We start from the raw sequence: 26,633 nt of genomic DNA, 5'->3' as shown, positions 1-26,633 counted from the left end.
AACCTTGAAATTCCAACGCTCATACTTCAAATATCACTCTTACAACGCACAGAACTCCGAGATTGGTGTCTGCAACATTAAGAAATCCGCACAGAACTCGAAGATTGCCTGCTAAATCCCCTAGCGTTCAGGTTCAACTCCAGTGATTCCGAGAATCTACCCACCACCTTGCCACCGGAGCAAGCACCCGCTCGTGACTACACCTACCGGCATGTTCCCAGACATCGACGCCATCGACCAGTCGCACCATTGCAGTTCGGCGTACCGCCTTCTTTTCCGCCTTCCTTTACCCTTATGCTTTGTGAACATGCCATAAGGTCCACAAGGCAGCCATATCTCCTACGAACGCACCCCATATCTCCATAGACGCCCATCAGCCAGCTGCTCCAAGCTCCGATATTTCAGTGGAACGGGCTTCCTCGTCACCTGTTCGACACGACTTGCTACCCTTTGGGCCAATCTCCCCTTGGCTTCCTCATCACGTAAATCCTCATGAAACACCGTGATGATCATCCAACCCTGTTGTTCCAAAGATTCCCTGCGCCGACTGTCTTCCTTCCAGGAATATCGATGGTGTTCCCCGTCATATTCAATCCCGATCCTCCATTGCGGGTACGCCATATCCAGATATCGAGTCTCCCCGTTGACTTTGACCGGATAGTTCACTTCCGGACAGGGCAATCCGAATTGCATTGGCACCAATCGGGTCCGAGTCTCCCACGAAGAATCCGTTCCTTCCTTAGCGAGTCGGAGTGCTTGCAGACAACGCTTCTTGCCACGAAACCGTCCTGCGGATTCCAGTTCGCGAACCAGATACTCCAAGGTAAGACGACGGAGCCTCCCATCACGACGCATCAGCGCATCAGTCAGAACCACCAACTCCTCCAAGGACAAAATGGCAGCATAATGCATCCATACATCCGCAAGCGCCACACAACGAAACCGACGTTCCACCAAAACCGTGGAGAACGGCCTCGAATAGCAATGCCAGCGAACTCCTCGCAACTCATGCCGTTCACGGGTATTACGCACCGCAACATGACACATGGTCTTGTTCAGAGTTTGTTCTTGAGGAAGCTCCACGGCTTGCAGCTCAAGCGATGTGCACAAGTCAAAGACCAGCTCATCTTTCGTGCGCTTGGCAGTATCCTCGCATGCCTGCATTCTGCCATATTTTATGGCGGTCAAATTCTTCAACGATAAGGATTCTGTGCTCATATCCTGCACGCTACTGGTCCTGCAGATGCACTGCCAATGCATCCATGCAATGTGAGCGAACAGACACCCCTTGAAGTAAACGGAATGAACTTCGAGTCTTACATTCTATTACGATGCAATCCGCTCCGTCTTCCGTTCACTCCAGCATGGAACCTGACAGGACTCAGCCTCCGACAACCCAGCCCAGCCCGTCCACGCCCCCCATTCGCCACCTCACAACACCCGTGCCCGAGAATCACACCAGGAAGCCGCGGGGGTAGATGTCGGTGGCGTCGAGCTCGAAGGTGCTCACGCCGGTGATGAACGCCTTGCCGGTGATCTGCGGCACGATGGCGTCATGCCCGGCCACCGTGGTACGCGAGGCCGCGCATCCAAGGAACTTCGACCCGGTGATGGACTCGAACACGCGGGTCTCGCCAATGCTCATATCGCCGCGCGCCACCAGGGCCGCGAGCTTGGCGCTGGTGCCTGTGCCGCATGGGGAGCGATCCACCTGACGCCCGCCGAACACCACGCCGTTGCGGTAATGCCCGGTTTCGGCATCGAACTGCCCGAACTCAACCAGATCCACGCCGTTGATATCCACGAGCGGATGCCGTACATCGATCTGCTCCCGTGCCGCGCGAAGAATGGCCATGCCAACGTCGGCGATCTCCTGGGAGTGCGCGGCCTCGATGTCATACCCGAGTCCGAGCGAATCGAAGTCAACGAGCGCGAAGAAGCTCCCGCCGAACGAGATGGTGGCCTTCACGTCCCTCACCGGAATCCCGAGTTCATCCACATGGATCGTCACGGAGTCCATGGCCACGAATGCCGGCACATTGGTGAGCGTGGCATTCTCTACCTGGTGGTCCCGCACGTGCACGGTCACGGTGATCAGCCCCGCCGGGGTGTCGAGGTGCACGTCGATGTCATCGTCGGCGATCTCGGCGAACGAGCCATATCGCCCGGTCACCAGCCCGGATTCCACGGCGAACGTGGACACACCGATCGAACCATGCCCGCACATGTTGAGGTATCCGCCCGAGTCGGTGAACACCGCGCCCAGATCAGCGTCCGGACGCGTGGGCTTGAACAGGATCGCCCCGAACATGTCGCGATGCCCGCGAGGCTCGAGCATAAGGATTCGTCGCACGTCGTCGTACTGGTTGATAAGCTTGTCCCGCACCGCGATGGCGCTGGGTTCCGCATCGACGACGGACAGTCCGCTGACCAGAATGCGCGTGGGTTCGCCCTGCGTGTGCGATTCGACGGTCACCAGCCGCGGGCTGTCCCGGAACATGGTGTCGTTGAGCACCGCCTGCGCTGCGGCAAGGGTGCGGGTGTGGAAATTGGATGGGGCTTGTATGGTACCGGCCACGTTCATGATGCATCTCCTCGGGATTTGGAATCACGCTGATCACGCTTCATTGCGTGCCGAAGGATCGACGCATCACGCTGCGCGTGGACGTCAACCGTCAGTCAACGTCCGGAAGCAACCATCCGAACGCAACCGTCCGGAAGCAACCGCCAACCAACAGCCGACCAACAGCCACTAGCCAGCCACCCGCCCAAGAGCCTCAGATGCGCCGCACGAATCGCGACAGCACCTCCGCCACGATCCTCGTGGGCTCCCCCACGAGCGGCTGCGACCCCTGATGCAGGCACCAGTCATAGAGCATCGATCGTTCCGCCATCGCATAGAAGCGGACGATGTCGTGCGTGGAATAGTCCCGCGTGATTTCCCCACTCTCCTGCCCGCGGGCGAACAGCCTGCGGTGGATGGCGAAATAGAAGCGGTCCTGATTCACCAGTGACCGGTCTCCACGCTCGTTGAGCTGCGACGCCAGCTGGGCGCTGAGCAGTTCGACCGGCACATGCTGTTCGATCCATCCGAACATCTGCACGTTGAGATACCGCACCTGTTCGGCAACCGTCCCCTCCGGATCGAGCGTGGCGTCGAGTTCGCGATACTTCTCGTCGAACACGTCGCTCAGCGTCCCCAGCAACGCCGACTTCCCCTGGAAATGGTGGTAGAACGTGCCTTTGGCTATGCCGGCCTTCTCGATGATGTCATCGATCGTGGTCTTCTCGTAGCCCTTCTCCTTGAACAGTTCCCAAGAGGCATCGATTATGCTGCTTCGTGCGTCTCGTACCATGGACTGGTTCCGCCTTTCATATCAGGTCCCGTATGGAGAAGTGACTCCATCATAGAACCGTATAGTTTGGACGTGTTCTGCGTCATCTGCACGAGTCCGCACGCGCCCGCACGCGTCGGATATTGGTTGGAACGGATGGATCTATTGCGAATCTATTGCGTAGTGAAAGGCCGGTGCGGCATCGGTCGGTTCCGACGTCGCACCGGCTGTCGCCCGGCCTGCGACTGTGGCTTTCGCGGCCGGACGAGTCCTGATTCCGTCACTTGTCGGTTCGGTCCGTCAGCTGGTCTGTCGGTTCGGTCCGTCAGACCAGACCGTCAGACGTTGTGACGGTATTCGTAGGGCAACGCCTTCATCTGGCCGAAGTGGTCGAACTCCTCCATGGCGTTGAGCGTGTCCTTGAGGATGCCCATCTGCATCTGGGGGTTGTTCGGTTCGCCCGCGTTGGACCCGATCGGCACGAGCGGCGCGGTGATGCGCGGCGCTCCCTGCTGTCGTGCGATCGGCGGCAGTGCCGCGATGATGCAGGTGCTCATGCCGGCCGCCTCGCAGCAGCGCAGCACCAGCGTGCAGGATCGGTGGCATGTGCCGCAGCCGCCGGTGGCGAGCACGATGTCGGCGCCTTCGGCCTTGAGCTTCTTGGCGATCTCCGGCCCGGTGACGTGTTCGAACTTGTCGACGTTGCCGCCGCCGCCCATGAATCCGAAGAACGTGGGCACCAGCGATCCGATGAATCCCTCCTTGACGAGTTCGCGCAGTCGGTCGATCGGCAGCATGGCGTTGACGTCCTTGTTGATGTCGGAGTTGTCGAATCCGCCGTGGGTCACCATGAGCTGGTCGGACGGGGTGTCGGACGGGATCTCGCGGTAGCTCCAGTCGCCGGCGGTGTTGAACGGCGTCTGGTCCTTCTTGTGGATGCCGCCGGAGGTGATGAAGGCGACCTTGCATTCGCTCAGCGGTTTGGTGAGCGGGGTCCAGACCGGCTTGGGTGTCCAGGGAACGTAGATTTCGGACTTGAGTCCCTTGGCGGTGGTCAGTTTGAATGCGGTAGGCATGATGTACTCCTTGGTTTCGGATGTGATGAATGATTACGCGGATACGGCCAGTCGGGGTCGGATGGCCCCGGCGTCAGATGACGTTGACGTAGCTGAGGTAGAACTCGCACTCCTGTCCGACCGCGAGCGGCTTGTCCGTGTAGATGAGCCGCAGCGGCAGCGAGAGTACGCCCATGCGCCCGTTGACGCCGATGCGTACGCCGACTTCGGTGACTTCCTTGATGACTCCTTTGAGCAGGAGTGGCTTGAGTTCCACCTGCATGCTGTGTCCTCCGTTCGGTTTGCGATTGCGATCCGTACCGGCTCAGATGCCGTTCCGGCTACTTGACGAGCTTCTTGTTGGCTTCGATCACGGCCTCGTCCCACTTGTGCTCCGGGGGCTCGATCGGGATGCCGGCCATCTTGGTCTTGAGCATGAGGATCGCGCGGGCGGCGTCGTCGGGCGTGGTGGTGTTGTCGGCGAGGATCTCGTTCTCGAATCCTTCCGGGTCCTTGTTGAGTTCGATCATCGCGTCCATGTACTTGTTGCCGACGACCAGCTGCCCCTGATAGGCGGCGAAGGTGACGCCCACGACCGGCACTCCGCGCGAGCCGATGGCCGCGATGTTCTCGGAGAAGTCGATGTGGTTGTTGCCGAATCCTTCGGTGGTGACGATCGCGCCGTCCACCTCCATGGCCTCGATGAGTGCGCCGAGTCGTTCGGAGACGAAGGTCTTCTCGTCGTTGACCTGCGGGGATCCGATGAACACCACGCCGGTCAGGTCGAGTTCCTCATCGGTCTGCAACGCCTCGACGAGCGGCTCGCGGAAGAAGTGCCTGGTGATCTCCTTGGTGGCGGGGCCGATGCAGGCGAGCGCGTGGATGCCGCCGTCGAGCACTTCGTTCGGGCTGAGCACCACGGGCACGTTGCCGAGGTCGACGTTCTTCTGTCCGCCCTTGACACCGCAGGGTTCGGTGGGGACGAGCAGGTTGTCGTGCATGGCTCCCTGACCCATGATCTCCTTGACCAGCACCACGCGCGGACGGTCGGCGCGCCTGACGTCCTTGAAGGTCTCCTCCTTGATCGGCTTGACGCCGTCGAGGTTCTTGATGGCCTCGCGGCAGGCGTGCACGATCACGTCGCAGGCACTGTGTGCGGCGAACGGTCCACGGCGTTCCATGCCGGTGCCCTTTTCGATCTTCACGTCCACGCGGATCATGATGTCGTCGGCGTCGGGGCAGCCCGGGCGGCCGTAGCGGATCTTCTCGTCCATGTAGCCTTCGCAGGAGCCGAATTCGTGCACCTGTACGCCGGCCTCGTCCATGCCGGTGAGCACGAACACCGCGCCGGAGAGCACGTTGGTCACGCCTTCGCCGAGCTTGCCTTCGGCCTTGGCGGCCACGGGGATCACGTCCATGATGGTGTTGGAGTAGACGTGGCGGTCGGCGGGGTTGATCACGGTCATCTCCACGTCCTTGACCAGCGGGTCCGCCTTCTTGGCGGCGTCGACGAGGGCCTCGTCCACGGTGAGCACGCCGTCGGCGTAGGAGGTTTCGCTGCCGATCACCACCTTGGTGACCGGGTAGTCCTTCTTGACGAGGGTGCGCAGCACGCGGTCCGCGGGAACGTCCTCAGCTGCGGGAGCCGGTTCCGCCGCCACGGGTGCGGGAACGGGCGCAGGCGCTGCAGCTGCGGCGACCGTTCCGCCCGCCGGGAAGACCAGGTCGAGTCCTTCGGCCTTGTCGAGGTGCAGGTGCACGTAGCCGGCGGCCGCAGCGGGAACGGCCGGTGCCGCCGGAACGGGAACGTCGGGTGCGGCACAGCACGAGCATGTGTCCGGTCCGCTTTCATCAGCGCTGGGCTCGGCCTCGTCAGCGGCCTCGTCAGCCGGCTCGTCGGTGTCGGCCGGCACGTCCTTGACGCCGTCGAGCAGGTCGGGCGTCAGCTGGGTCAGGGCCTCACCGTCGTTGATCAGCGTGGCGCCGAGTGCCTGCTGGATGGTCAGGCCGCCTTCCTTGAGGGTCATGAGGTTCGAGTCGACGAGGTCGGGGAAGATCGTGGGGTCCTCGAAATCGGCGGCGCTGAGCACGGTGCCCGCGGGGCGGCGGCAGCACAGCACGGCCGGATCGTTGAGGTGGGCTTCAAGCGTTTCCTGGGAGAGAGACATTGCTGGTCCTTTCTGTGGTTCTGTGATTCTGTGGGTTACGGTTCGGTTCAGTTCGATTCGATTCGGGTTCCGTATTGCCTTACGCGGCCTTGACGGTCTTGCGGAAGGCTCGGATGATCGGCTCGTCTCCGGCGCGCATGAACGCATCGGTGGCGTGGTGCACGCGCATGCCGAGTTTCGGTGCCACCTGCATCACGGTGTTGGAGCAGTCCGTGCAGTGGGAGATCAGTACGCTTTGCGCACCCTCCTTCTTGAGGGCGATGATGTTCTGCGCCTGCCCGGGGCAGATGCCGGGGTTGCGGCACTTGAGTCGTCCGTTGGGCAGACGGCAGGCGTTCTTGCACAGGCGGACGTCGACCAGCGCGGCACCTTTGGCGGCCACGATCGCGCGGAGTCGGTCCTCGCTGGCACCACATGCGCAGACGATGATGCCCATGGGTCCGGCGTCGGCAAGTTCTGGACCGGCGATGATGATGCCGCCGGAGGTCTTGGAGATCGTGTCGTCGAGGGTGCCAAGATGGCCCATGTACGGTCCGCCGATCATGATCTGTTCGTCGTCGGTCGGCTCGTGCACATGCAGGGCGGCGAGCACGTCGCGTACGCTGGTGCCGATCGGCACGTCGTAGACGACCAGACTGATGTCGTTGTCGTATCCGCTGCCTTCGATGTGTCCCGCCACGGTGATGTCCTTGGTGGTCACGGCGAGGTTCTCCACGACGGCGTTGTGCACGCGCATGAGCGATTCGACGTTCATGACCACGGCTCCGGCCGCGCTGGGTATGGCGTCCGGCGGCAGCAATGTGCCGAGTACGTCGCGCACGATGGCGCGTTCGTCGCCCGCCGGGTAGCGGTCCTTGAGGAATACGATCTCGATGCCCGGATCGATGTCAAAGTCGTAGGCTCCCGCCGCAGCGGAGTCGAGCGCCGCCTGCAGGCTGCGCACGGCGTTGGCGTTCTTGGGCTTGATCGCCACGATGCCGCGCGAGGCCCCCACTTCGCGCATGGCGATGGTGAGTCCGGAGAGTATTTTTTCGGGGTCGGTCTCGGCCCTGGCGGTGTTGTGTTCGAGCAGCGGTTCGCATTCGACGGCGTTGGCGATCACCGTGGTGCAGCCTTTGCCGAACTTCAGCTTCTTGAATGTCGGGAAACCGGCCCCGCCCATGCCGACCAGCCCGGATTCCTCGATCTTCTCCAGCGGAGCCGCGTCGGTGTCGATCAGCGTTGCGACCGGCACATCGGCAAACAGTTCCGTGGATCGAATGACGTGATGGAGACGTGCGGTCATGAGATCCACCCCTTTCTTCTGACGATCACGTTCTGTTCAACACCAACTATTTATATTCAATGTTCTAGAACGTGTTCTATTTTTAAAGTATATGAATCCTTGTTACGACTGGTTTTTTGTCTGTGTTAGCACTGCATTACATGACGAAACATATAGAACACAGTCCAATAGAAAATGCAGTCTTCCCCTATGGGAAGACTGCATCGGCACAATCGAATCCGTCACCCGGCCGTCGTCGTCAACGACCAACGGCGCTGAGGAACTGCTTGGTCCGCTCGTTCACCGGATGGGCCATGATCTCCTTCGGATCACCCTCATCGATGATCGCACCGTCGGCCATCACCACCAGATGATCGCCGACGTCCCTGGCGAAGCTCATCTCATGCGTGACCACGCACATGGTCATGCCGCCCTCGGCAAGCTCCCTCATCACATTGAGCACGTCGCCGCTGACCTCGGGGTCCAGCGCGGACGTCGGCTCGTCGAACAGCATCACGGCAGGATCGAGCGCCAACGCACGGGCGATGGCCACGCGCTGCTGCTGACCGCCGGACAGCTGCGACGGCTTGTGGTCGGCGCGGTCCTCCAGCCCTACGCGCTTGAGCAGCTCCATGGCACGCTCCTCGGCCTCCTCCTTGCTGCGGCCGAGCACATGCTGCTGCGGGAACACCACGTTCTTCAGCGCGCTCATGTGCGGGAACAGGTTGAACTGCTGGAACACCATACCGCACTTGCGACGCAGCGCCATAAGGTCGCCCTTGGTGAGGTTTTCGGTGAAGTCCACGAACTGCCCGTCGATCATCATGTTCCCGTCGTCGGGCTGCTCCAGCAGGTTGATGCATCGCAGCAGCGTGGACTTGCCGGCGCCGGACGGGCCGATGATCGAGCACACCTCGCCGCGCTCCACACGCAACGACACCCCATGAAGGATCGTGTTGCCGTTGTATGACTTGACCACACCACCCAGTTCGATCATGTACTTGCTGTGGTCCTCGTCCTCGGTGGAGGACACCGTTTCCGAAACCAATGATGCCAGTGTCATCGTCGTCTCCTTGTTGTCGCCGTTGTATCGTCGTTGGTCATTTACCGGTTGTCGCGGTCGTGTTGCCGTTTGTCGTGCGGCGATACGCACCTACGGAGGCCTTCGATCCCCATCCCACCCTTAGCGGGCCGACGATCGAAGGCGACCGTCCGTTCATATCGCAGACGTCATAGCGTCATAACGCTTCGTCGGAACGTTTCGTCATGACGCAGACGTCATCTGCGAATTCTCACTTGGTAATCGGCACCACGTACTGCGTGTCACGAATATCGGCAAGGCCTTCGTCCAGTCCGTACTTCTTCAGCGTGGGCTTGACCTTGTCGTCCTTGATGATCTTCTCGATGCCCTTGTCGAACGCCTGACCGAGCGAGCTGTTGCCCTTGGTGTACGGGTAGCTCACCTCCGGGGGCTCGACCAGCGAGTTGATGCGCTTGTCCGGGTTCTTGTTGGCGTATTCCACGACGATGTCGCTGTTGCCCTTGAACTCGTCGACCGCGGTGCCGTACGCCTCCATGATCATGTCGACGCGTCCGGCCTCAAGATCCTGCTTCATCTCCACGGAGCTCGGGTAAGTCTTCACCTTGTCGCCGAACACCTTCTTCATGTCCTCGAGCCAGCCGTAGCCGTCGCCGATGCCGATGGTCTTAATGCCCTTGGCGTCGATGTCGTCGAGGGTCTTGATGTCCGTGTCCTTCTTGGAGGCGTAGCCCACGCCCTCGAGGTAGATGGACTTCGGGAAGTCGACCACCTGGGCGCGCTTTTCGGTCACGTTGATATCGCCGGTGGCGGTGTCGATCTGGCCGGACGCGATGGCCTGCATGGCGTTGGCGAACGAGGCCTGCTGCCATTCGACGTTCAGGCAGTTGGCGTCGGCGATCTGCTTGATGAAGTCGATGTCCATGCCCTCGGGGTTGCCGCCGTTGTAGCTCGAGTACGGCGGCTGATCGATCACACCCACCGTCAGCGTGCCGGACTTGATGGTGGTGATATCCGATACCAGCGGCGTACAGTCGCTCTTGGCGGAGCTGGACGAGCCCGACGAACCGCTGCCGCATGCGGCGAGCGCGCTGACGCTCATCAACGCGGCACAGGCCGCGGCCATCAGCTTCATTCCTCGTGAGATCTTCATGATTGTTCCTCTCTGTGTGCGGTCGAGGTGTCGCCACGACCGATGACCTTGATGTGGGGACGGCGCGCGCAGGAAGGTCGGGCCTGCGGCATGTCGTGGTGGGAATTGCGGGATTGCAAGAATTCAGCGGCTCAACACCGACTCAGTAGCTCAATGCCAGACGGCGTTCGAGCCAGCGGGTGATCCAGGATGCGGGAAGCGTGATCACCGCGTAGCACAGTCCGGCGAGCACGAAGACGCGCAGATACTGGAATGTGGTTGATCCGTAGGTGTACGCCTCCTTCATGAGTTCCGGCACGGCCACGGTGTAGGCCAGCGACGTGTCCTGGAACAGGAGGATGGTCTGGCCGAGCAGTGCCGGGATGATGGAGCGGAAGGCCTGCGGCAGGATCACGTAGAGGAACGTGGTGCCGCCGTCGAGTCCGAGCGCATCGCCGGCCTCGTTCTGTCCGTTTGGCACCGCCTGGATGCCGGCTCGGAAGATCTCCGAGCAGTAGCAGGAGTAGTTCCACGCCAGAGCGATGATGGCCGAGGGGAAGCTGTCGAGCAGCACCCCGAAAGTGGGTAGACCGAAGTACACGAGGTACAGGATGATCAGGGCGGGCATGCCTCGTCCGATTTCTACGACGACCAGGCCGAGTGCGCTGACGAACCGGTTGTGGCTCATCACCATCATGCAGAACAGCAGGCCGAGCGGCAAACCGATGATCATGGACACTCCGGCGAGCGTCACGCTGACCTGCAGCCCATGGAGCATGCCGGGCAGCCCTTCGGACCAGAACTGCAACAGTGGTTCCTGTGTCGTCATGTCAGATCACCGCCTTGCGAAGGTTGGCGTCGAGTTTGCGCGACAGCATGGCCACGGGGATGCTGAGCACGATGTACAGCACACCGGCGATGGCATAGGGCAGTACGCCTGCCACGGAGTTGATGTTCTGCCGGGCGTATCCCTGTGCCATGAACACCATTTCGGCCACGGCGATGGTGGACGCGATGGACGAGTTCTTGAGCAGTCCGATCAGATACGTGGCGATGGACGGGCTGACGATACGTGCGGCCTGCGGCACGATCACGCCGAAGAACGATACCGTGCCGGGGATGCCGAGCGCCGCGGCGGCCTCATATTGGCCTTTGGACACCGCCTGCAGTCCACCTCGGTAGATGTCGGCGAGATATCCTGCCGAGATGAGTCCCAGTCCGACGATCGCGGCCTCCAGTGCGGTGATGCGGAACGCCGGTGTGGACAGACCGAATTTCAACAGGAACAGCCATACGATCATGGGAATGCCGCGCAGTAGGTCCACGATAAGGCGGACGATCCAGCGGATCGGCGCTATGCCCGTCCTCAGGCCCAACGCCATGGGGATTCCGAGTACCGCGCCGATCGCGAATGATGCGACGGTGATCAGCAGTGTCATCGGAAGTCCGGAAAGCACCACGAGAAGCGGCTCCATTCGAGCCCCCTTCCTCTAGCGAGTCAACTTCGAAGGGGTCGCGAACGGGAATTCGTTCAGAAACGGTCCGGCTGTATATCGCGATCGAGATGATGCGGATTCACGACGACATCGATGATGTCGTTCAACGTTCTCAACCCCTTACGTTGATTCAGTATTTAAGGGGTGGAACAATTCCCGGAATTTGCTCAGTTGTAAACGAAAGTGAACCGCGGTCTGATTCGTAGTCTATTTGTAACGCCGTGGAATGCCAATCGTCATTAACATTCCACGGCTTGTTCTATCGTTCCCATCGTCTCACCCTTGAGATGATGGGAATCGGCGGCGTGGTTTAGTAGTCGGCCTTCTCCGGGGTGCTGGCGTCCTCCACCGGGTTGCCGTCCTCCTCGTACTTGCGCAGCAGGCTGGTGGCCTCGATGTCCGCGGCGATGGCACGTGCCTGTTCGGCGTCCGGACCGGGCGCGGGCTTGAAGAACGCCTCGCGGTAGTAGCGCAGTTCGTCAAGCGATTCGATGATGTCGGCGAGCGCGCGGTGGCCGCCGTGCTTGGCTGGCTTGTTGCGGTACACGTCCGGGTACCAGCGGCGGGACAGCTCCTTGAGGGTGCTCACATCGATCACGCGGTAGTGCAGCAGGCTCATCAGGTCGGGCATGTAGCGGTCGAGGAACTTCTTGTCGCTGCCCACGGAGTTGCCGGCGAGATGCGCCTTGCCCTTGGCGGGCAGCCACTGCTTTACGTATTCGACCACCTGACGCTGGGCCTCGTCGAGCGGCAGACCGTTGGCGTTCCATTCGTCGATCAGTCCGGAGCTGGTGTGCATATGACGTACGAAGTCGTTCATCTGGGCGACGGCGGCGTCCGACGGCTTGATGACGAGGTCGATGCCTTCGTCGAGCACGTTGAGGTTGAAGTCGGTGGGCACGACGGATACCTCGCACAGTTCGTCGTGGAAGATATCAAGTCCGGTCATTTCGCAGTCAATCCAGATCATGCGTGATTCGGACGGGTCGAACGTTTCGATGTCGTTATGCGATGCCATATTCAGCCTTTCCCCTATCTATGGAACAGGTAAGCGTACCGCGACCACGGGATTTTCAGTCGTCTTCGGGAGCCGGTCCCGTGGTGCCGCGCAGCACGAGCGACGTGGGCACCACGCCGTACGGATCGGAGAGCGTTTCCCCGCGCATGAGCGCGAGCGCCTTGTTGCCGGCGGAACGTCCAAGTTCGGTGGGGTCCTGATGCACGGTGGTGAGGTCGAGGATCGGGGCGCGGGTGTCGTCGTCGAATCCGATGACCGACATGTCCTCCGGTATCTTCACTCCCACGCGAACCAGTTCGCGCACCAATGCGACGGCGACCTTGTCGTTCTCCACGCAGACCCCGGTCGGACGCGACGGCGAGCCGACCAGCTGGGCGGCGATGCCGGAGTAGGCGTCCATTTGACTGCGCATACCGGTGTAGACGATGGCGGGAACCGTCATGATCTCGTCGTCGGCATAGCCGAGTTCACGCGCGGCGGAAACGAACCCCTGAGAACGGATGCGGGACGAACTGAAGAATGGCGAAGTGTCAGGCTGTTCCACGTAGGCCAGACTGTGGTGTCCCAGCGAATGCAACAGTCGGACGGGCGCATACATGGAGGTGTTGTCATCGATGCGCGCGGTGGCACCGTACCCGTCGTCACTGGGAGTATTGAGTCCCACCACAGGCACGGTGAGTTCCTTGAGCACCTGCTTCTTGGCGTCGTCAAGGTCGAAGGAGAACACGATCACGGCGTCGACGTTCTGATTGCCAGGCAGGGTCTGGAAGAAGTTATCCAGGGACTGTTCGTCCCAGATCACGTAGGGGATCACATCATATCCATGTACGGACAGTGCCTCGTACACACCTTCGAAGGCGTGCGAGTTGAACCATCCACTGATGCGATCGGCCAGCAATACACCCACGCGCATGGTTTTGCCGCTGGCGAGCGATGACGCGCTCTTGGAGAAGGAGAAGTGGAGCTTTTCCGCGGCATCCTCCACTCGTTTACGCGTGGACGGGTTGACCTTGTCCAGTCCGCGCAGTGCACGCGATACGGTGGAGACGGATACGCCAGCCGCTTTGGCCACCTCTGAGATCGTGGTTCGTGCCATAATCGTTCGCCTCCTTATATATATGTCTACCGCCTTCATGGTCATCCACGGATGATGGACCACGGAACGGTCGAAAAGGACGACCGACCATTCGTATGGTATATCACAGACACACGCCCGCCACATCGCGGTCGCATTCACCCTATGGGTACGTTCACATGATCAGTATAACCCATATACAAACGTTTTTGCTCATTTTCATAAAAGCGCTTGCAAGTCATCAAACACTTGTATTTCCAACGATTTCTAGTACTTAGAAATACGACACGCCGATAACGTTTTGACATAGTTAATGCAAACGCTATTATGAATACCAACACAACACCTCATCAACCACGGTGAGGGATGGGATACCACCTAGGCCAACGAGTCAATAGGGAGACAAGGAAGCCTAGGCAATACACGACTTTCAACCGAACGGTCGGTTTGCGCGCATCAAAAGTGCAAGCGCTTTTATAGACCGCTCGGAGAGCGTCAATGGAACAAGCCGGTGCAAACCGACTCGACAATGGGAAACAAAGGAGTATTTCATGGCAGAGAACGCGCTCAACGATCCGGCACTGTGGTGGAAGCAGGCCGTCGTCTATCAGGTCTACCCCCGTTCGTTCAAGGACTCCAAGGGCTCCGGACTCGGACAGATCGCCGGTGTGACCGAGAAGATCGACTACCTCGCCAAGCTCGGCGTCGACGCCATCTGGCTCAGCCCCTTCTACCCCTCCCAGCTCGCCGACGGCGGCTACGACGTGGACGACTACCGCAACGTCGACCCTAAGCTCGGCACCATGGACGACTTCGACGAACTCGCCAAGGCCGCCCACGCCCACAACATCAAGGTGGTCGTCGACATCGTCCCCAACCACAGCTCCAACCTGCACGAATGGTTCCAGGTCGCACTCAAGGCCGCCCCCGGCTCCCCGGAGCGCGACCGCTACATCTTCCGCGACGGCAAGGGCCCCAACGGCGACCAGCCCCCGACCAACTGGGACAACCACTTCGGCGGGCCGGCATGGACCCGCGTCCCCGACGGCCAGTGGTACCTCCACATGTTCACCAAGGAACAGCCCGACTTCAACTGGAAGAACCCCGAAGTGCGCGAGGACTTCATCAAGACCCTGCGCTTCTGGCTCGACCACGGCGCCGACGGATTCCGCGTGGACGTGGCCCACGGCCTGGCCAAGGACCTCGACCGTGACGACCTCGACAACTACGTGGTGTGGTGCACCTCCGACCAGCCCGACGACGGATCCCACCCGGTGATCGACCGTGACGAGGTCCATGAGATCTACCACGAGTGGCGCAAGGTCTTCAACGAGTACAACCCGCCGGCATTCGCCGTGGCCGAGGCCTGGGTGCAGCCCAACCGCCAGTACCTGTACGCCAGCCCCGACGATCTGGGCCAGATCTTCAACTTCGAGTTCGCCAAGAAGGACTGGATCCGCGACGCCATGCACCAGGCCATCGATGAGGGCATCGCCAGCGCCGAGCGCTCCGGCTCCTCCGCCACGTGGGTGATGAGCAACCACGATGTGGTCCGCCACGCCACCCGCTACGGCCTGCCGCAGGTCCCCACCAGCGAATACCACCAGCTGGCCAAGGACTGGGTGCTGCGCGACGGCACCACCTACCCGCTCAACAAGGAACTCGGCACCAAGCGCGCCCGCGCCGCCATCCTCATGGAGATGGCCCTGCCCGGATCCGTCTACGTGTACCAGGGCGAGGAGCTCGGCCTGTTCGAGGTCGCCGACATCCCGTGGGATCGCGTGGAGGACCCGTCCGGCCACCGCACCTCCCAGGCCGCCAGCACCAAGGGCCGTGACGGCTGCCGCGTGCCGCTGCCGTGGGTCGCCGCCGACGCCCCGAAGCTCGCCAACCCGGACGATGAGTTCGGCACCGACGGATCCTTCGGCTTCTCCCCCGCCGACGCCACCGAAGAGCCGCACCTGCCGCAGCCGGCCTGGTACAAGGACTTCGCCGCCGACGTGGAGGACGCCGATCCGGACTCCATGCTGAACCTGTACCGCAAGGTCATCGCACTGCGTCACCAGCTGCAGACCACCGACCTGTCCATCGAATGGCTGCCCGAGGACCGCTCCAGCGGCAAGCCCGACGGCGCCAACGGCTTCACCGGAGGCACGATCGCCTACAAGCGCGCCAACGGCTGGGCCTCCATCACCAACTTCGGTGCGGACCCGGTCGATCTGCCCGCCGGTGAGCTGCTGCTCACCTCCGGCCCGCTGACCGAGGACGGCAAGCTCCCGCAGGACACTTCCGCCTGGGTCCAGCTCTGATCCGCGATCCGGGCCACGGGTGAGCCGGTCAGCCGGCCGACTCACCCACACCAGACTTACCCTTCCCTTCCCTAACGATTGTGCCGGGCGTTTCCCCATCCCCGCCCGGCACAATCCCCATCAACTCTTACCTCTCCACATAACCGATCTCAAAGAGGAGAAAAGAAAATGACCGCAGCAACAGCGACTCCCACGAGTCCCAACAAGACCAATAAGTGGCGGTACACCGCCGGCTTCATGGCCTTCGCCATCCTTTCCGGTGTGGCGTTCTTCGGCACCATGTCCGTGCTCGTGCCGCAGCGCCTGCGCGCTGACCTCGGCATGGGCGCCACCGAGTCGACCGCAGCACTCGGCGCCATCAACTCGGCAGGCTCCATCGCCTCCATCTTCATCGCGCTGTTCATCGGCGCCCTCTCCGACCGCACCGCATCCCGCTGGGGCAAGCGCACCCCGTGGATCTTCACTGGCGCGTTCATCTACGGCATCTGCTTCTGGTCGCTGAGCCGCCCGTCCACCGCCGTGCTGATCGGCGTCTTCTACGTCATCGCCCTTATCGGCCTGAACATGGTGCAGGCTCCTATCTACGCACTGATCTCCGACCGCGTTGAGGAGGAATCCCGTGCAACCGTGTCCGCCGCCATCGGCGGTGGCGGTGTGATCGGCCAGGGTATTGGTACCCTCATCGGCTCCCGCTTCATCGAGAACGTCGAGGTCGGCTTCATCTGCACGGGTCTGTGCGCACTGGCCGCCGGTGTGCTCGCCGTCATCATCGCCCCGCGTGAGCCCTCCTCCAAGGACATGGTGAAGGACACCAGCAAGTCCACCTGGAAGGTCATCGTCGAGTCCCTCACCCCGCCGCTGAAGGATTGCGGCGACTTCTACCGCGCCTTCATCTGCCGCACCTGCCTCATCGTCGCCTACCAGATGATCTTCAGCTACCAGCTGTACATCCTGACCGACCACATCGGCGAATCCACCCAGCAGGCCGCCGTGTCGATGTCCGTGATCTCCGTGCTCACCATGGTCGCCTCCATGATCGCATCGCTGATCTCCGGCCCGATCGCCGACGCCCTCCACCGCCGCAAGGCCCCGATCGCCGTCGCCTGCGCCGTGTTCGCCATCGGTCTGTCCATGCCGTGGATCTTCCCGACCCAGATGGGCATGTTCCTCTTCGGCGGCATCGCCTCCTTCGGTTACGGCATGTACCTGTCCGTCGATCAGGCTCTGAACGTCGACGTGCTGCCGAACAAGGAGACCGCCGGTAAGGACCTCGGCTTCATGAACATCGCCACCTGCGCCGGTCAGGCCATCGGTGTGGCGATCACCTCCAGCATCGTCGCCGCCACCAGCTCCTACAACTTCGTGTTCCCGACCGCCATCGTGATGGCCGCCATCGCCGCCATCTCGGTCCTCGGCATCAAGCGCGTCAAGTAACCCCCAAGGTGTGGTTTCGAGACATCATCGAGGCCACACCCCTTGGCAAAAACCGAACTACTCTCCATCCTCCTTCCCCAATCCCCCATGGTTCACAAGACTGTGGGGGATTTTTCATATGCCGGCACAAGGTCTAGTGATCCGGCAGTCTGACGGCATCACCCACCATCGTCATTCCCAAACCGCGCACACGCCTCATCCCGCAGCGCAGAATCATCCGTAAAGATGATTGCAATCTGCCGTTCATCGTTATTAGAATATTTGGCCTGTTTTTTCACTGTCCTTTCAGGAACGATCCAGACGCAACGAAGCGCCCGATCATACATTGTCAGTGGTTCGGCAGCGATCCAGTCCGAATCACCTTTTCAACAGACTTCCCCCTGAAAGGCCCTGCCATGAAAACCACGGTTCAGACCATATGCAGCGCAATCGTCGTTGCGATCCTGATCGCAACCATGGGCGCAGTGACATTCCTCTCCCCGCACACCGCATCGGCAGGATCCGACGTATCGGCGAAGATCGCCAAGATCTACACCGAGGACTATCAGAACCAGGCGCAGAGCACACTGGACGCCAAAAAGGCACGCGGAGGCTGGACCGTCGACAACATGCTGGTCGAGGAGAACCCGTACGGCACCAACACCACGTCACTGTATGTGTATTTCACCACCGATGACGTCACTCAGGTCTCCTACACGGTGAGCACGCCCGACACCAACTATCCGGACTTCTCCGCCACACCCGCCGGCGGCAACGACTACTCCACCGAACATGAATTCCAGGTCATCGGACTCATTCCCGGCAAGGACAACGACATCACCGTCACGCTCACCTCGCAGAACGGCGAGACCGTCACCCGCACCATTCACAAGAAGGCCGCGGCGACCATCGGCGGCGAACAGGTACAGCTCAATCATTCCGTCACTCAGACCGGTGCCAAAACCGAATACGCCGGCACGATGGGCAATGGCCTGTACGCCGTGCTCGGCAACGACAGCGCCGAGCAGGATCTGGTCTATCTCTACGACGACTACGGCGTGCTGCGCGGTGAGATCCCGATCCTCTACTACCGCGCGCAACGATTCGTGTTCCGTGACGGACTCATGTACTACAGCACGTCCACGCACGACATCGTGGCCATGAATCGTCTCGGCCGCATCGAGAAATTCTACAATCTCGGCGATCAGTACATTCTGCATCACGACTACGTGTTCGACAACAGCGGCAACCTGCTCGTGCTCGCCACCGACATGACCAGCAACACCGTGCAGGATCGCATCGTACGCGTGAACCTTGCCACCGGCAAGACCACACTGCTGGTCGACATGGGCGATCTGCTCGGCGACTACAAGTCCACCACCAAGCATGACGACAATGCCAGGGCCACCTCCACCAACAGCGGTTCGGACGCATGGGACTGGATTCATCTCAACACCATCCAGTACGTGCCCGACGACAACAGCATCATCGTCAGTTCGCGTGAAACATCGTCGATCATCAAGATCGACGACATTGACGGCACGCCCACGCTCAAGTACATCATCGGCGAGAAGACGTTCTGGGATGAGACCGCGTATGCGAACTACAATCTCACGAAGATCGGCGACTTCCCCAGCTCCGGCGGACAGCACACCGTCACGTACGTCAAGGACGATTCCCTGCCCGACGGCCAGTACTACATCTACATGTTCAACAACAACGGCGGCGTGAGCGCCACGAATGACTACGACTGGTCGCAGATCCCCGGCATGGTCACCACGCTCAACAGCAACGCCACCGACGTGCATTCGTACTTCCAGAAGTATCTGGTGGACGAGAATGCCGGCACCTATTCGCTGGTCAGCAGGTTCGAGGTGCCGTTCTCCGGTTACATCAGCAGCGCCGAGGAGTATAAGGACGGCACGATCATCACCGAGTCGGGTATCAAGGGCGTCTGGGGCGTCTACACCACCGACGGCACGCTGCTGCGTAACTACACGATGAAGATCAACTCCGTATTCATCTATCGCGTCTTCAAATACGATTTCCAGGGATTCTGGTTCGCGTGACGTGGGCCGCGGTACGTTACGTGGGCCGTCAGCCCCACATAACCAGTCCTCGAAAACGTTGAAATTTCAACGTTTGTACAACACCGTTACGCGAGCCGCCCGGCCCACGTAACAGCATACGGCCCACGTAACGATGCCCCTCTCCGTAATCTTGAGGCACCCCCTATACTGGAGGAATCATTCAAGCGAAGGAGCCAACCATGGGATTGTCAGATTTTCTGGGAACGCCGAAAAACAATGTCGCCCATCCATACGAAGCCAACGGCCATGCGGTCACCTGTACGCAGTGCGGCGGACGATCGTTCGTCAAAGGCGAGGCGTTGCTCAACACCGCAGGCATGACCTTGCTTGACCTTGATTTCCTCAACCGATCCGCCGACATCCTTGTTTGTGAGGAATGCAGTCACGTCGAGTGGTTCGTCAACCACGTCCGCCAGACCGACCTGTAACAGCATCACGCATAACGTACATTATGTAAGAAACGGACGTGGCTGTGTGCGATTATGACAATACACACGTTCATGCACTTACTCTACGCCCAACCGTATGGCGAAGGATGAGTGAGGGAACGACGACTTCATGAGGCACAGACAGCGCCTCGCATAAGCCGTACAACGCAGTCCGCGTGACGCCGCCGCGTTGCGTCACGTGGGCCGCCCGGTCCGCGTGACGCAACCCGACCCATGTGACGCAACCCGACCCGCGTGACGCCGCGGAAACGTCGCCATATACGGGCATATACGACGATCGCCGTTGGTTCCAGCCAATGATGGACTGGGACCAGCGGCGATCGTTTCGTTTGCGATTCCCCGGTCAGTGCATGATCACGGGAATCAGTGAGCTGAAATCAACGAAATCAGCTGTGGAAGCCGGTGTAGTTCGGGGCCTCCTTGGTCATCACGATGTCGTGCGGGTGGGACTCACGCAGCGCGGCGTCGGTGATGCGGATAAACTTGCCCTTCTCCTTGAGCTCGGCGATGTTGTGGGCACCCACGTAGAACATCGTCTGATGCAGACCACCGACCAGCTCGTACAGCACGTAGTTGAGCGGTCCGCGGTAGGGCACCTGACCTTCGACGCCTTCCGGAACGACCTTGTCGCTGCTGGTAACGTCGGCCTGGAAGTAGCGGTCCTTGGAGTAGGACTTCTTGCCACGCGGAGCCATGGCACCCAGCGAGCCCATGCCGCGGTACAGCTTGTACTGCTTGCCGTGCAGCAGCACCTTCTCACCCGGAGCCTCCTCGCAACCGGCAAGCAGACCGCCGAGCATCACGGAGTCGGCACCGGCCACCAGAGCCTTGCCGATGTCACCGGAGTAGTGGATGCCACCGTCGGCGATGCACGGCACGTTGGCGGCCTTGCAGGCGCGGGCGGCCTCGTACACGGCGGTGAGCTGCGGCACGCCAACGCCAGCCACCACGCGGGTGGTGCAGATGGAGCCGGGGCCCACACCCACCTTGACGGCGTCGACACCGGCATCGATCATAGCCTTGGCACCGTTGTAGGTGGCCACGTTGCCGCCGATGACCTGCACGCCGTTGAAGGCGCTGTCGGCCTTGATGCGACGGATCATGTCGAGGGCCAGACGGGCCTCACCGTTGGCGGTGTCCACCACGAGCACGTCCACACCGGCCTCCATGAGGGCGGTGGCACGCTGCCAGGCGTCGCCGAGGAAGCCGATGCCGGCGGCTACGCGCAGACGACCCTGCTCGTCCTTGGTGGCATCCGGGTACTGTTCGGTCTTCACGAAGTCCTTCACGGTGATCAGGCCGGCGAGCTTGCCGTTCTCATCGATGAGAGGCAGCTTTTCGACCTTGTGCTGGGCGAGAAGACGGTGGGCGTCCTCCTTGGAGATGTCGGCCGGACCGGTGACCAGGTTCTCCTTGGTCATCACGTCGGAGACACGAAGACGGTCGTAGTCGTCGGAGGCGATGAAACGCATGTCACGGTTGGTGATGATGCCGACCAGATGATCGTCGTTGTCGACAACCGGCAGGCCGGACACATGATAGGCGGCGCACAGCTTGTCGAGATCGGCGAGCGTGGCGTCGGGGTGCACGGTCAGCGGGTCGGAGATCATACCGGACTCGCTGCGCTTGACGATATCGACCTGATTCGCCTGATCCTCGATGCTGAGGTTGCGGTGGATCACGCCGATGCCACCGTTACGGGCCATCGCGATGGCCATCTGGGCCTCGGTGACCGTATCCATGGCGGAGGACAGCACCGGGGACTTCATGGTGATGTCACGGGTCAGGCGAGTGGTGGTATCGACCTGAGAGGGGATGACATCAGTTTCATTCGGCAGAAGCAGAACATCGTCATAGGCCAGACCAATCTGCTGGAACGGTGCTGCTACGGGATTGTAAAGGGACTCTTGTTCTACAGAAGTGTTAGAAGCCATAAAGTTACTTTATAGTGCCACGTAGACCTCGGCAAATTCGTGTGTTGTAGCTTTATCATGATTCAAGAAAAAACGCTGTCCGACGTCCGGAATCCGGGCATCAGACAGCGTCTCGCAGCATGGCAAAACCGATCGATCAGATGACGACAGTCATATTGATCACGTCATCAGTCACTTGATCAGTCGTCGTAGTACTCGGTGTTGACGTCATCATCCCGATCACGCTTGGCCGGCGGATCAACGTACGGAACACGTGACGTGGCCGCCGTATGGATCTCCGCACCCAGGATCACGGCCGCACCGATCAGCATAAAGATCGCGCACAGCTTCGGATTGAGCCACGACGCATGCTGTACGCCCATGAGGATTACGACCACGATGGCGATCTTGAAGATCCAGCCCAGCAGAAACCACGTCAGATACGCGGCCGGACGCAGATGCATGCGGCTCAGCACTGCCACCAGCACCGGGTTGGTCAGGCACAGCAGCACCACGGCCACGATGGCCACCAGCGCCGACCATACGCCCAGAATGCCTGAGAACATGTATCCGGCGATGGCGCTGAGCACGGCGAACACCAGCAGGAACATCACGCTCTGGTAGATCGCACGATACATCAGATCCCATACGGTCTCCTCGCCGGCACGACGCGGCTTGGCGAACAGATGACGCTCTTCCTTGCCTGATTCCTGACCTGATTCGGAGTTCGGCGCCGCAGCGGCCCCGGCATTCGTCTCCGTATTCTTCTCCTCCGTCATGTCTAAGCCTTCCCTTCCTTAGGCGTCTGCTCGTCCTCGATCACGGTATCCGTACTGTGTTTCGGTCGCCCGTTCGTCGCGCGGGCGGCGGCCAGTGCCGCGTTCTCCTCGCGGATCTCCGGAATACGCCGGCGAGCGTACGGATACAGCGTAGCCACGGTCAGCAGAATGGTCGCGATCGCGAATCCTGTGGCAACGTACTGCGCCTTGAAGAACAGAATCATAATCGAACCGAATGAAATCAGCGCGGCCCATCCCCACAGGATCAGCACGGCTCCCTGCACGGTATGGCCGATACGCAGCATGCGATGATGCAGATGCATACGGTCGGGGTGCATCGGCGACTGTCCCTTGCTCACGCGGCGCACGATCGCCAGGATCATGTCGAGCACCGGCAGGAACAGCACCAGGATCGGCAGCAGGATCGGCATGAACACCGGCAGGTAGATGCTGGCGTGAATGGTGGTGGGGTCGAGTCGACCGGTCATCACGATCGATGCGCAGGTGACGAGATATCCCAGCAGCATGGAACCGGAATCACCCATGAACAGCTTGGCCGGATGCCAGTTGTGCAGGATGAACCCCACGCAGATGCCCACAAGCGCCACGTCGATCATGGTGGCCATGGATGCGTAGCTGGGCGAATTGCGCGCGATGATATACGAATATATGGCGAACGCGATGCCGCCGATCGCCACGATGCCGGAGGCGAGTCCGTCAAGACCGTCCACGAAGTTCACCGCATTGATCGAGGTGACGATCAGTATGGCCGTGACGGCCATGGATATGCTCGGCGACGTGGCCACAAGCGAACCGAATGGCAGCGAGACGACCTTCAGGCCGCCCCACGCCACGAACACGGATATGATGAGCTGCCCGGAAAGCTTGAGCATCCAGTCGAGATCCCACCGGTCGTCGCATACGCCGAGCAGGCAAATCAGCACCGCGCCCACGGCGATGACCACCGGCTGCAGGTTGTCGTGGAACAGTCCCTCGGTCAGCGACAGCTGGCTGGCAAAGCACATGGATACCAGAAAGCCGAGCATCATGGCCACGCCACCCATGCGCGGGGTGGGCACCTTGTGCACGTCTCGGGCGCGCACCTCGCCCACCGCGCCGAATTCTATGGCGAGATGTCTGACAAGCGGCGTCAACAGAAATGTTGCGCCACCGGCGATGGCCGCGATGAAAAAGTAGATCCTCACGCCGTAATACCTCCGTCGTCGTTCGCGTCGGAATCCGCGAGCGGCGAGGCGGCATTGCGCAGCCGCTGCGATTCGCTGTGCAGCCGCAGCGATCCGTGCAGAGCCTCTCGAATGCGGGACTGCGGTATCACGCCATCGCGGAGGATGGCGATGCCGTCACGCCCGTGCGGGTCCGACGCCACCACTGTACTCGAGAGTGGTCCCGGAGTGGGGCCACCGTCAAGATACAGAGCGATCGCATCGCCGAGATCGGCGGCAGCCTGCTGTGCGGTCTGCGCGGAATCATGACCGGAAAGGTTGGCACTGGATGCCGCGAGCGGACCCGTGGCCCTGAGAATACGCAGGGTGTCCGCCGAATCCGGCACGCGAATGCCCTGTGTGCGCGACGGATGCGACTGCGGGTCCACTCGTACGGTGGCCAGTGCGCAATCATCGCGTGCCACGCAGATCGGCGAGAACGCACCGGGCAGGAATTCGTCGGACAGACGGTCGAGCGGCACGGGCAGATCAAGACCGAGCGCATCGATGTCGTTCACGGATGCGAGCAGCACCTGCAACGACTTGGCACGCGGACGACGCTTGGCCTTGAAGATGCGATCCACGGCGTCCGGATTACGCGGGTCGCAGGCCACGCCGTACACCGTATCCGTGGGCACCACGATCAGTTTCCCCGCCTGCACGAGTTCGGTCGCCAGCGCCAACGACTCCTCGCAGATCGGCATGATTCGCACCATATGAGGCTCCTCCACTACCGGATAACTACCGGATGATCAATTTCAGATGATTTCAGCGATACCGTTCAAGCCTCACCATTGCATCACCGCATACCGACGAAAGCGATCAGGGACAAATCAGGGCAGGTCCTTTTCGGACAGCGTGCAGGTGGTGATCATTGTGGATTTATCCGCGTACCATTGCACGAATTCCGCGTCGGAAAGCCGGTCAAACCGCCCCTGAAATTCGGAGTACACCGGCTTGCCGCTCTCCTCCCCCACACCGACGGGGATCCGGGAACCACCGCTACGGAATGCAATGGACGATTCCAAAGCCATGACAATCTCATCACGTGTCATATCCTCGTCCGAGGATTGCTCATTGACCGGGCATTCCTCCTGCCCGCTCAATCTATATGCCAATGACGAAATAATGACGTTCTGCGACTCATCCACGTTCTCTTCACCAGTGAACATTATGTACGTTGCACGAATATCGGATCGGGAATCAGCGCCATCAATCCGCGACCCAGAGTCTCCTTCGACCACCTGCAATCGTACCGATTCGGGAACGACTGCCAGCGTTCGTTTCATGGCCTGAGACAGCATATCCTCCATAATCGCATCGGCAGGATGCATACAAAGTTCAGCATTCTGTGTCACGGCTTTGCATACTAATCTGGCAGCGTCGCGCCTCACCAGAGGCGCGGAATTGACGATAGAACCCACAACAATAGCTAAGGACAGTATTGTACATAGCCAAGCGGTTGCATCAGTCAATATTCGTTCGCCGTTGAGGTTCCGCCAGGATAGTCTGACTACAGCGCAGGAAAGCAATAGATACAACGCAATGCGCATCAGATTAGTCTGTGCAGTGACAGCCCAGCCCAATGTAGGGAAATCATCCATCCACACCGGCGCAGCCTGCAATGACGACAGACCCGTATTCACCAATACGGTCTGATTGACAAGCACGGGTAGCAGCACAATGAACCCCATGATGGTCGGCACCAATACGACAGCCCACCGAGTGGAAAGCAACGCCCCCAGTGATATCGAGCAAACTGCGACACAGCACAGCACCAGGCAGCTGGATGACAACGACAACACATCTACGCTTCCCCACGAAGCACGATTCGCGACATGGATCGTCAGAGGTAGCAGTCCGATGATAAATCCGGAAACTGCGACGAACACCAGTACCATCATTCGCGGAAGAAAAACACGAGAGTATCCTTGATATGCCATTCTCCCTACAACGACATTACGACCGCTGTGAGCTATACCCAGATATCCTCCGATCATTCCAAGTATCAATATGCCAAACAACATACCTTCTCGACTAACGGTGACAAGAAATGACCATCGCGCAAATCCACCACTTAGATAACGCCAACCAGACATGACATAAGCGAAGGAAATAATAACAATTGCAAGTCCATAAAGACACCACTCACGTTGATTAACCCAATGATATTTCATAAACAGTCTATTCACAATAAGACCTTGTCTTCGCTATTTACACTATCTGATTCGCATTGTTGCACATTGTCAATAACTCCAGATTCACCGGAATATAGACGACCATTCATCAGCATCATGATGTTATCAGCAAATGATCCTAACTCCTCGACCAAATGAGAACTCATCACAATTGCCGATTCTCTACCCATCACAGAGATCACATGGTTCATTTGCCTTCGATGGGATTCGTCCAAGGCCACAGTAGGTTCATCAAGCAACAACACTTTAGGTCTATGAGCCGTGGCGCAAGCGAACCCCAAGCGCTGACGCTGACCTCCGGACAGCGTTTTTGCTCTCACATTGGTCACATCCAGCAAATCGACATTTTTCAAGGCATGATGCACCATAGTTGGCATGTCATCCTCAGCGACGCCATGCGCCCATGCCGCATAGGCCACATTGTCCAAAACCGTAGCGCCACGTATAACATCGAAAGTCTGAGGCAGGTATCCCATCATGGATCGGATTTTTGTCCTTCCCTGCTTATCAGCTATGTTCAATCCGTTAACACAAATCGTCCCAGTTTGAGGACTCCCCATCGTCGCCAGTACGTTCAACAACGTGGTCTTTCCGGAACCATTCGCCCCGACGAGACCGGTAACCCCTAGCGAAATATTGAAATCAGCATGATCGATTACACGACGACGGCCATATGA

22 protein-coding genes and 1 pseudogene are annotated in these 26,633 nt (G+C 60.1%); 3 read left to right on the top strand and 20 right to left on the bottom strand.

Annotated elements, in window-relative coordinates; all coding sequences use genetic code 11:
• Positions 1 to 339: 339 nt before the first annotated feature.
• From EP30_RS07370 to EP30_RS07310, 13 genes are all read right to left on the bottom strand, one after another.
• Complete coding sequence (locus EP30_RS07370; RefSeq protein ID WP_158216835.1) at positions 340 to 1,218, bottom strand: DUF559 domain-containing protein; 879 nt, start codon at positions 1,216 to 1,218, stop codon at positions 340 to 342.
• A gap of 235 nt (positions 1,219 to 1,453) precedes the next feature.
• Positions 1,454 to 2,584, bottom strand: a complete 1,131-nt coding sequence (locus EP30_RS07365; protein ID WP_140557418.1) for a proline racemase family protein — start codon at positions 2,582 to 2,584, stop codon at positions 1,454 to 1,456.
• A 193-nt stretch (positions 2,585 to 2,777) separates the two neighbouring features.
• The gene (locus EP30_RS07360) at positions 2,778 to 3,356 is read right to left on the bottom strand and encodes a TetR/AcrR family transcriptional regulator (RefSeq protein WP_094662939.1); all 579 of its coding nucleotides are present in this window, start codon (positions 3,354 to 3,356) and stop codon (positions 2,778 to 2,780) included.
• A 317-nt stretch (positions 3,357 to 3,673) separates the two neighbouring features.
• On the bottom strand, positions 3,674 to 4,411 hold the full coding sequence (prdB, locus tag EP30_RS07355) for a D-proline reductase (dithiol) protein PrdB (RefSeq protein ID WP_094662941.1): 738 nt from the start codon (positions 4,409 to 4,411) through the stop codon (positions 3,674 to 3,676).
• Between the two features lie 73 nt (positions 4,412 to 4,484).
• Positions 4,485 to 4,673 carry a CBO2463/CBO2479 domain-containing protein gene (locus tag EP30_RS07350; protein WP_094662943.1) on the bottom strand — a complete coding sequence of 63 codons (189 nt, stop codon included), beginning with the start codon at positions 4,671 to 4,673 and terminating at the stop codon, positions 4,485 to 4,487.
• 58 nt (positions 4,674 to 4,731) lie between these two features.
• On the bottom strand, positions 4,732 to 6,558 hold the full coding sequence (gene prdA / locus EP30_RS07345) for a D-proline reductase (dithiol) proprotein PrdA (protein WP_140557416.1): 1,827 nt from the start codon (positions 6,556 to 6,558) through the stop codon (positions 4,732 to 4,734).
• Between the two features lie 79 nt (positions 6,559 to 6,637).
• A complete protein-coding gene (locus EP30_RS07340; RefSeq protein WP_140557414.1) occupies positions 6,638 to 7,843 on the bottom strand; it encodes a proline reductase-associated electron transfer protein PrdC in 1,206 nt (401 codons plus the stop codon).
• Between the two features lie 238 nt (positions 7,844 to 8,081).
• On the bottom strand, positions 8,082 to 8,819 hold the full coding sequence (locus tag EP30_RS07335; protein ID WP_094663114.1) for an amino acid ABC transporter ATP-binding protein: 738 nt from the start codon (positions 8,817 to 8,819) through the stop codon (positions 8,082 to 8,084).
• A 295-nt stretch (positions 8,820 to 9,114) separates the two neighbouring features.
• Positions 9,115 to 10,014, bottom strand: coding sequence for an ABC transporter substrate-binding protein (locus tag EP30_RS07330; protein ID WP_140557411.1), 900 nt, complete (start codon positions 10,012 to 10,014; stop codon positions 9,115 to 9,117).
• Between the two features lie 142 nt (positions 10,015 to 10,156).
• Positions 10,157 to 10,822 carry an amino acid ABC transporter permease gene (locus EP30_RS07325; RefSeq protein WP_094662951.1) on the bottom strand — a complete coding sequence of 222 codons (666 nt, stop codon included), beginning with the start codon at positions 10,820 to 10,822 and terminating at the stop codon, positions 10,157 to 10,159.
• A gap of 1 nt (position 10,823) precedes the next feature.
• Positions 10,824 to 11,468 carry an amino acid ABC transporter permease gene (locus EP30_RS07320; protein ID WP_140557409.1) on the bottom strand — a complete coding sequence of 215 codons (645 nt, stop codon included), beginning with the start codon at positions 11,466 to 11,468 and terminating at the stop codon, positions 10,824 to 10,826.
• A gap of 331 nt (positions 11,469 to 11,799) precedes the next feature.
• Positions 11,800 to 12,507 (bottom strand): oligoribonuclease, encoded by a 708-nt coding sequence (orn, locus tag EP30_RS07315; RefSeq protein WP_140557407.1) that lies wholly within the window; start codon positions 12,505 to 12,507, stop codon positions 11,800 to 11,802.
• Positions 12,508 to 12,562: 55 nt separating this feature from the next.
• Entirely contained in the window at positions 12,563 to 13,603 is a 1,041-nt protein-coding gene (locus EP30_RS07310) for a LacI family DNA-binding transcriptional regulator (RefSeq protein WP_140557405.1), read from the bottom strand.
• Positions 13,604 to 14,133: 530 nt separating this feature from the next.
• On the opposite strand from EP30_RS07310, the gene EP30_RS07305 reads away from it, so the two are divergent.
• The 3 genes from EP30_RS07305 (at position 14,134) to EP30_RS07295 (ending at position 19,373) form a co-directional block, all read left to right on the top strand.
• Positions 14,134 to 15,891: a glycoside hydrolase family 13 protein gene (locus EP30_RS07305; RefSeq protein WP_140557403.1), complete on the top strand. Its 1,758-nt coding sequence runs from the start codon at positions 14,134 to 14,136 to the stop codon at positions 15,889 to 15,891.
• A 168-nt stretch (positions 15,892 to 16,059) separates the two neighbouring features.
• Entirely contained in the window at positions 16,060 to 17,325 is a 1,266-nt protein-coding gene (locus EP30_RS07300; RefSeq protein WP_140557401.1) for an MFS transporter, read from the top strand.
• A gap of 395 nt (positions 17,326 to 17,720) precedes the next feature.
• On the top strand, positions 17,721 to 19,373 hold the full coding sequence (locus EP30_RS07295; RefSeq protein WP_140557398.1) for an aryl-sulfate sulfotransferase: 1,653 nt from the start codon (positions 17,721 to 17,723) through the stop codon (positions 19,371 to 19,373).
• 209 nt (positions 19,374 to 19,582) lie between these two features.
• Here the strand turns inward: EP30_RS07295 and EP30_RS07290 are convergent, their stop codons facing one another.
• The 7 genes and pseudogenes from EP30_RS07290 to EP30_RS07260 all read right to left on the bottom strand — a co-directional run.
• Positions 19,583 to 19,831 carry a hypothetical protein gene (locus tag EP30_RS07290; protein ID WP_140557396.1) on the bottom strand — a complete coding sequence of 83 codons (249 nt, stop codon included), beginning with the start codon at positions 19,829 to 19,831 and terminating at the stop codon, positions 19,583 to 19,585.
• A gap of 398 nt (positions 19,832 to 20,229) precedes the next feature.
• Positions 20,230 to 21,777, bottom strand: a complete 1,548-nt coding sequence (gene guaB / locus EP30_RS07285; protein WP_140557394.1) for an IMP dehydrogenase — start codon at positions 21,775 to 21,777, stop codon at positions 20,230 to 20,232.
• Positions 21,778 to 21,956: 179 nt separating this feature from the next.
• Positions 21,957 to 22,535: a DUF1129 domain-containing protein gene (locus EP30_RS07280; RefSeq protein WP_140557392.1), complete on the bottom strand. Its 579-nt coding sequence runs from the start codon at positions 22,533 to 22,535 to the stop codon at positions 21,957 to 21,959.
• Between the two features lie 2 nt (positions 22,536 to 22,537).
• Entirely contained in the window at positions 22,538 to 23,740 is a 1,203-nt protein-coding gene (locus EP30_RS07275; RefSeq protein ID WP_140557389.1) for an MraY family glycosyltransferase, read from the bottom strand.
• Positions 23,737 to 24,474 carry an L-threonylcarbamoyladenylate synthase gene (locus EP30_RS07270; RefSeq protein WP_140557387.1) on the bottom strand — a complete coding sequence of 246 codons (738 nt, stop codon included), beginning with the start codon at positions 24,472 to 24,474 and terminating at the stop codon, positions 23,737 to 23,739. The genes EP30_RS07275 and EP30_RS07270 overlap by 4 nt, the downstream gene beginning before the upstream one ends.
• A 117-nt stretch (positions 24,475 to 24,591) precedes the next feature.
• Entirely contained in the window at positions 24,592 to 25,950 is a 1,359-nt protein-coding gene (locus tag EP30_RS07265; RefSeq protein WP_140557385.1) for a hypothetical protein, read from the bottom strand.
• Positions 25,947 to 26,573, bottom strand: a pseudogene (locus tag EP30_RS07260) (ABC transporter ATP-binding protein); the annotation flags it as partial. The gene EP30_RS07265 and the pseudogene EP30_RS07260, both read right to left, overlap by 4 nt.
• Between the last annotated feature and the right edge of the window lie 60 nt (positions 26,574 to 26,633).

It is taken from the genome of Bifidobacterium sp. UTCIF-39, assembly GCF_006408715.1.
In the GTDB taxonomy this organism is placed as follows: Bacteria; Actinomycetota; Actinomycetes; order Actinomycetales; family Bifidobacteriaceae; genus Galliscardovia; species Galliscardovia tissieri.
The sequence above is the reverse complement of the archived record's forward strand: the minus strand, read 5'-3'. Positions and strand labels throughout refer to the sequence as shown.

What these genes read in the sequence shown, in the direction of transcription:
- EP30_RS07310 (WP_140557405.1), bottom strand. Translation starts at nt 13,603, where the DNA reads ATGGCACGAACCACGATCTCAGAGGTGGCCAAAGCGGCTGGCGTATCC.
- EP30_RS07360 (WP_094662939.1), bottom strand. Translation starts at nt 3,356, where the DNA reads ATGGTACGAGACGCACGAAGCAGCATAATCGATGCCTCTTGGGAACTG.
- EP30_RS07330 (WP_140557411.1), bottom strand. Translation starts at nt 10,014, where the DNA reads ATGAAGATCTCACGAGGAATGAAGCTGATGGCCGCGGCCTGTGCCGCG.
- prdA (WP_140557416.1), bottom strand. Translation starts at nt 6,558, where the DNA reads ATGTCTCTCTCCCAGGAAACGCTTGAAGCCCACCTCAACGATCCGGCC.
- EP30_RS07370 (WP_158216835.1), bottom strand. Translation starts at nt 1,218, where the DNA reads ATGAGCACAGAATCCTTATCGTTGAAGAATTTGACCGCCATAAAATAT.
- EP30_RS07350 (WP_094662943.1), bottom strand. Translation starts at nt 4,673, where the DNA reads ATGCAGGTGGAACTCAAGCCACTCCTGCTCAAAGGAGTCATCAAGGAA.
- EP30_RS07365 (WP_140557418.1), bottom strand. Translation starts at nt 2,584, where the DNA reads ATGAACGTGGCCGGTACCATACAAGCCCCATCCAATTTCCACACCCGC.
- EP30_RS07270 (WP_140557387.1), bottom strand. Translation starts at nt 24,474, where the DNA reads ATGGTGCGAATCATGCCGATCTGCGAGGAGTCGTTGGCGCTGGCGACC.
- EP30_RS07295 (WP_140557398.1), top strand. Translation starts at nt 17,721, where the DNA reads ATGAAAACCACGGTTCAGACCATATGCAGCGCAATCGTCGTTGCGATC.
- EP30_RS07335 (WP_094663114.1), bottom strand. Translation starts at nt 8,819, where the DNA reads ATGATCGAACTGGGTGGTGTGGTCAAGTCATACAACGGCAACACGATC.
- prdB (WP_094662941.1), bottom strand. Translation starts at nt 4,411, where the DNA reads ATGCCTACCGCATTCAAACTGACCACCGCCAAGGGACTCAAGTCCGAA.
- EP30_RS07340 (WP_140557414.1), bottom strand. Translation starts at nt 7,843, where the DNA reads ATGACCGCACGTCTCCATCACGTCATTCGATCCACGGAACTGTTTGCC.
- EP30_RS07325 (WP_094662951.1), bottom strand. Translation starts at nt 10,822, where the DNA reads ATGACGACACAGGAACCACTGTTGCAGTTCTGGTCCGAAGGGCTGCCC.
- EP30_RS07305 (WP_140557403.1), top strand. Translation starts at nt 14,134, where the DNA reads ATGGCAGAGAACGCGCTCAACGATCCGGCACTGTGGTGGAAGCAGGCC.
- guaB (WP_140557394.1), bottom strand. Translation starts at nt 21,777, where the DNA reads ATGGCTTCTAACACTTCTGTAGAACAAGAGTCCCTTTACAATCCCGTA.
- EP30_RS07300 (WP_140557401.1), top strand. Translation starts at nt 16,060, where the DNA reads ATGACCGCAGCAACAGCGACTCCCACGAGTCCCAACAAGACCAATAAG.
- orn (WP_140557407.1), bottom strand. Translation starts at nt 12,507, where the DNA reads ATGGCATCGCATAACGACATCGAAACGTTCGACCCGTCCGAATCACGC.
- EP30_RS07320 (WP_140557409.1), bottom strand. Translation starts at nt 11,468, where the DNA reads ATGGAGCCGCTTCTCGTGGTGCTTTCCGGACTTCCGATGACACTGCTG.
- EP30_RS07280 (WP_140557392.1), bottom strand. Translation starts at nt 22,535, where the DNA reads ATGACGGAGGAGAAGAATACGGAGACGAATGCCGGGGCCGCTGCGGCG.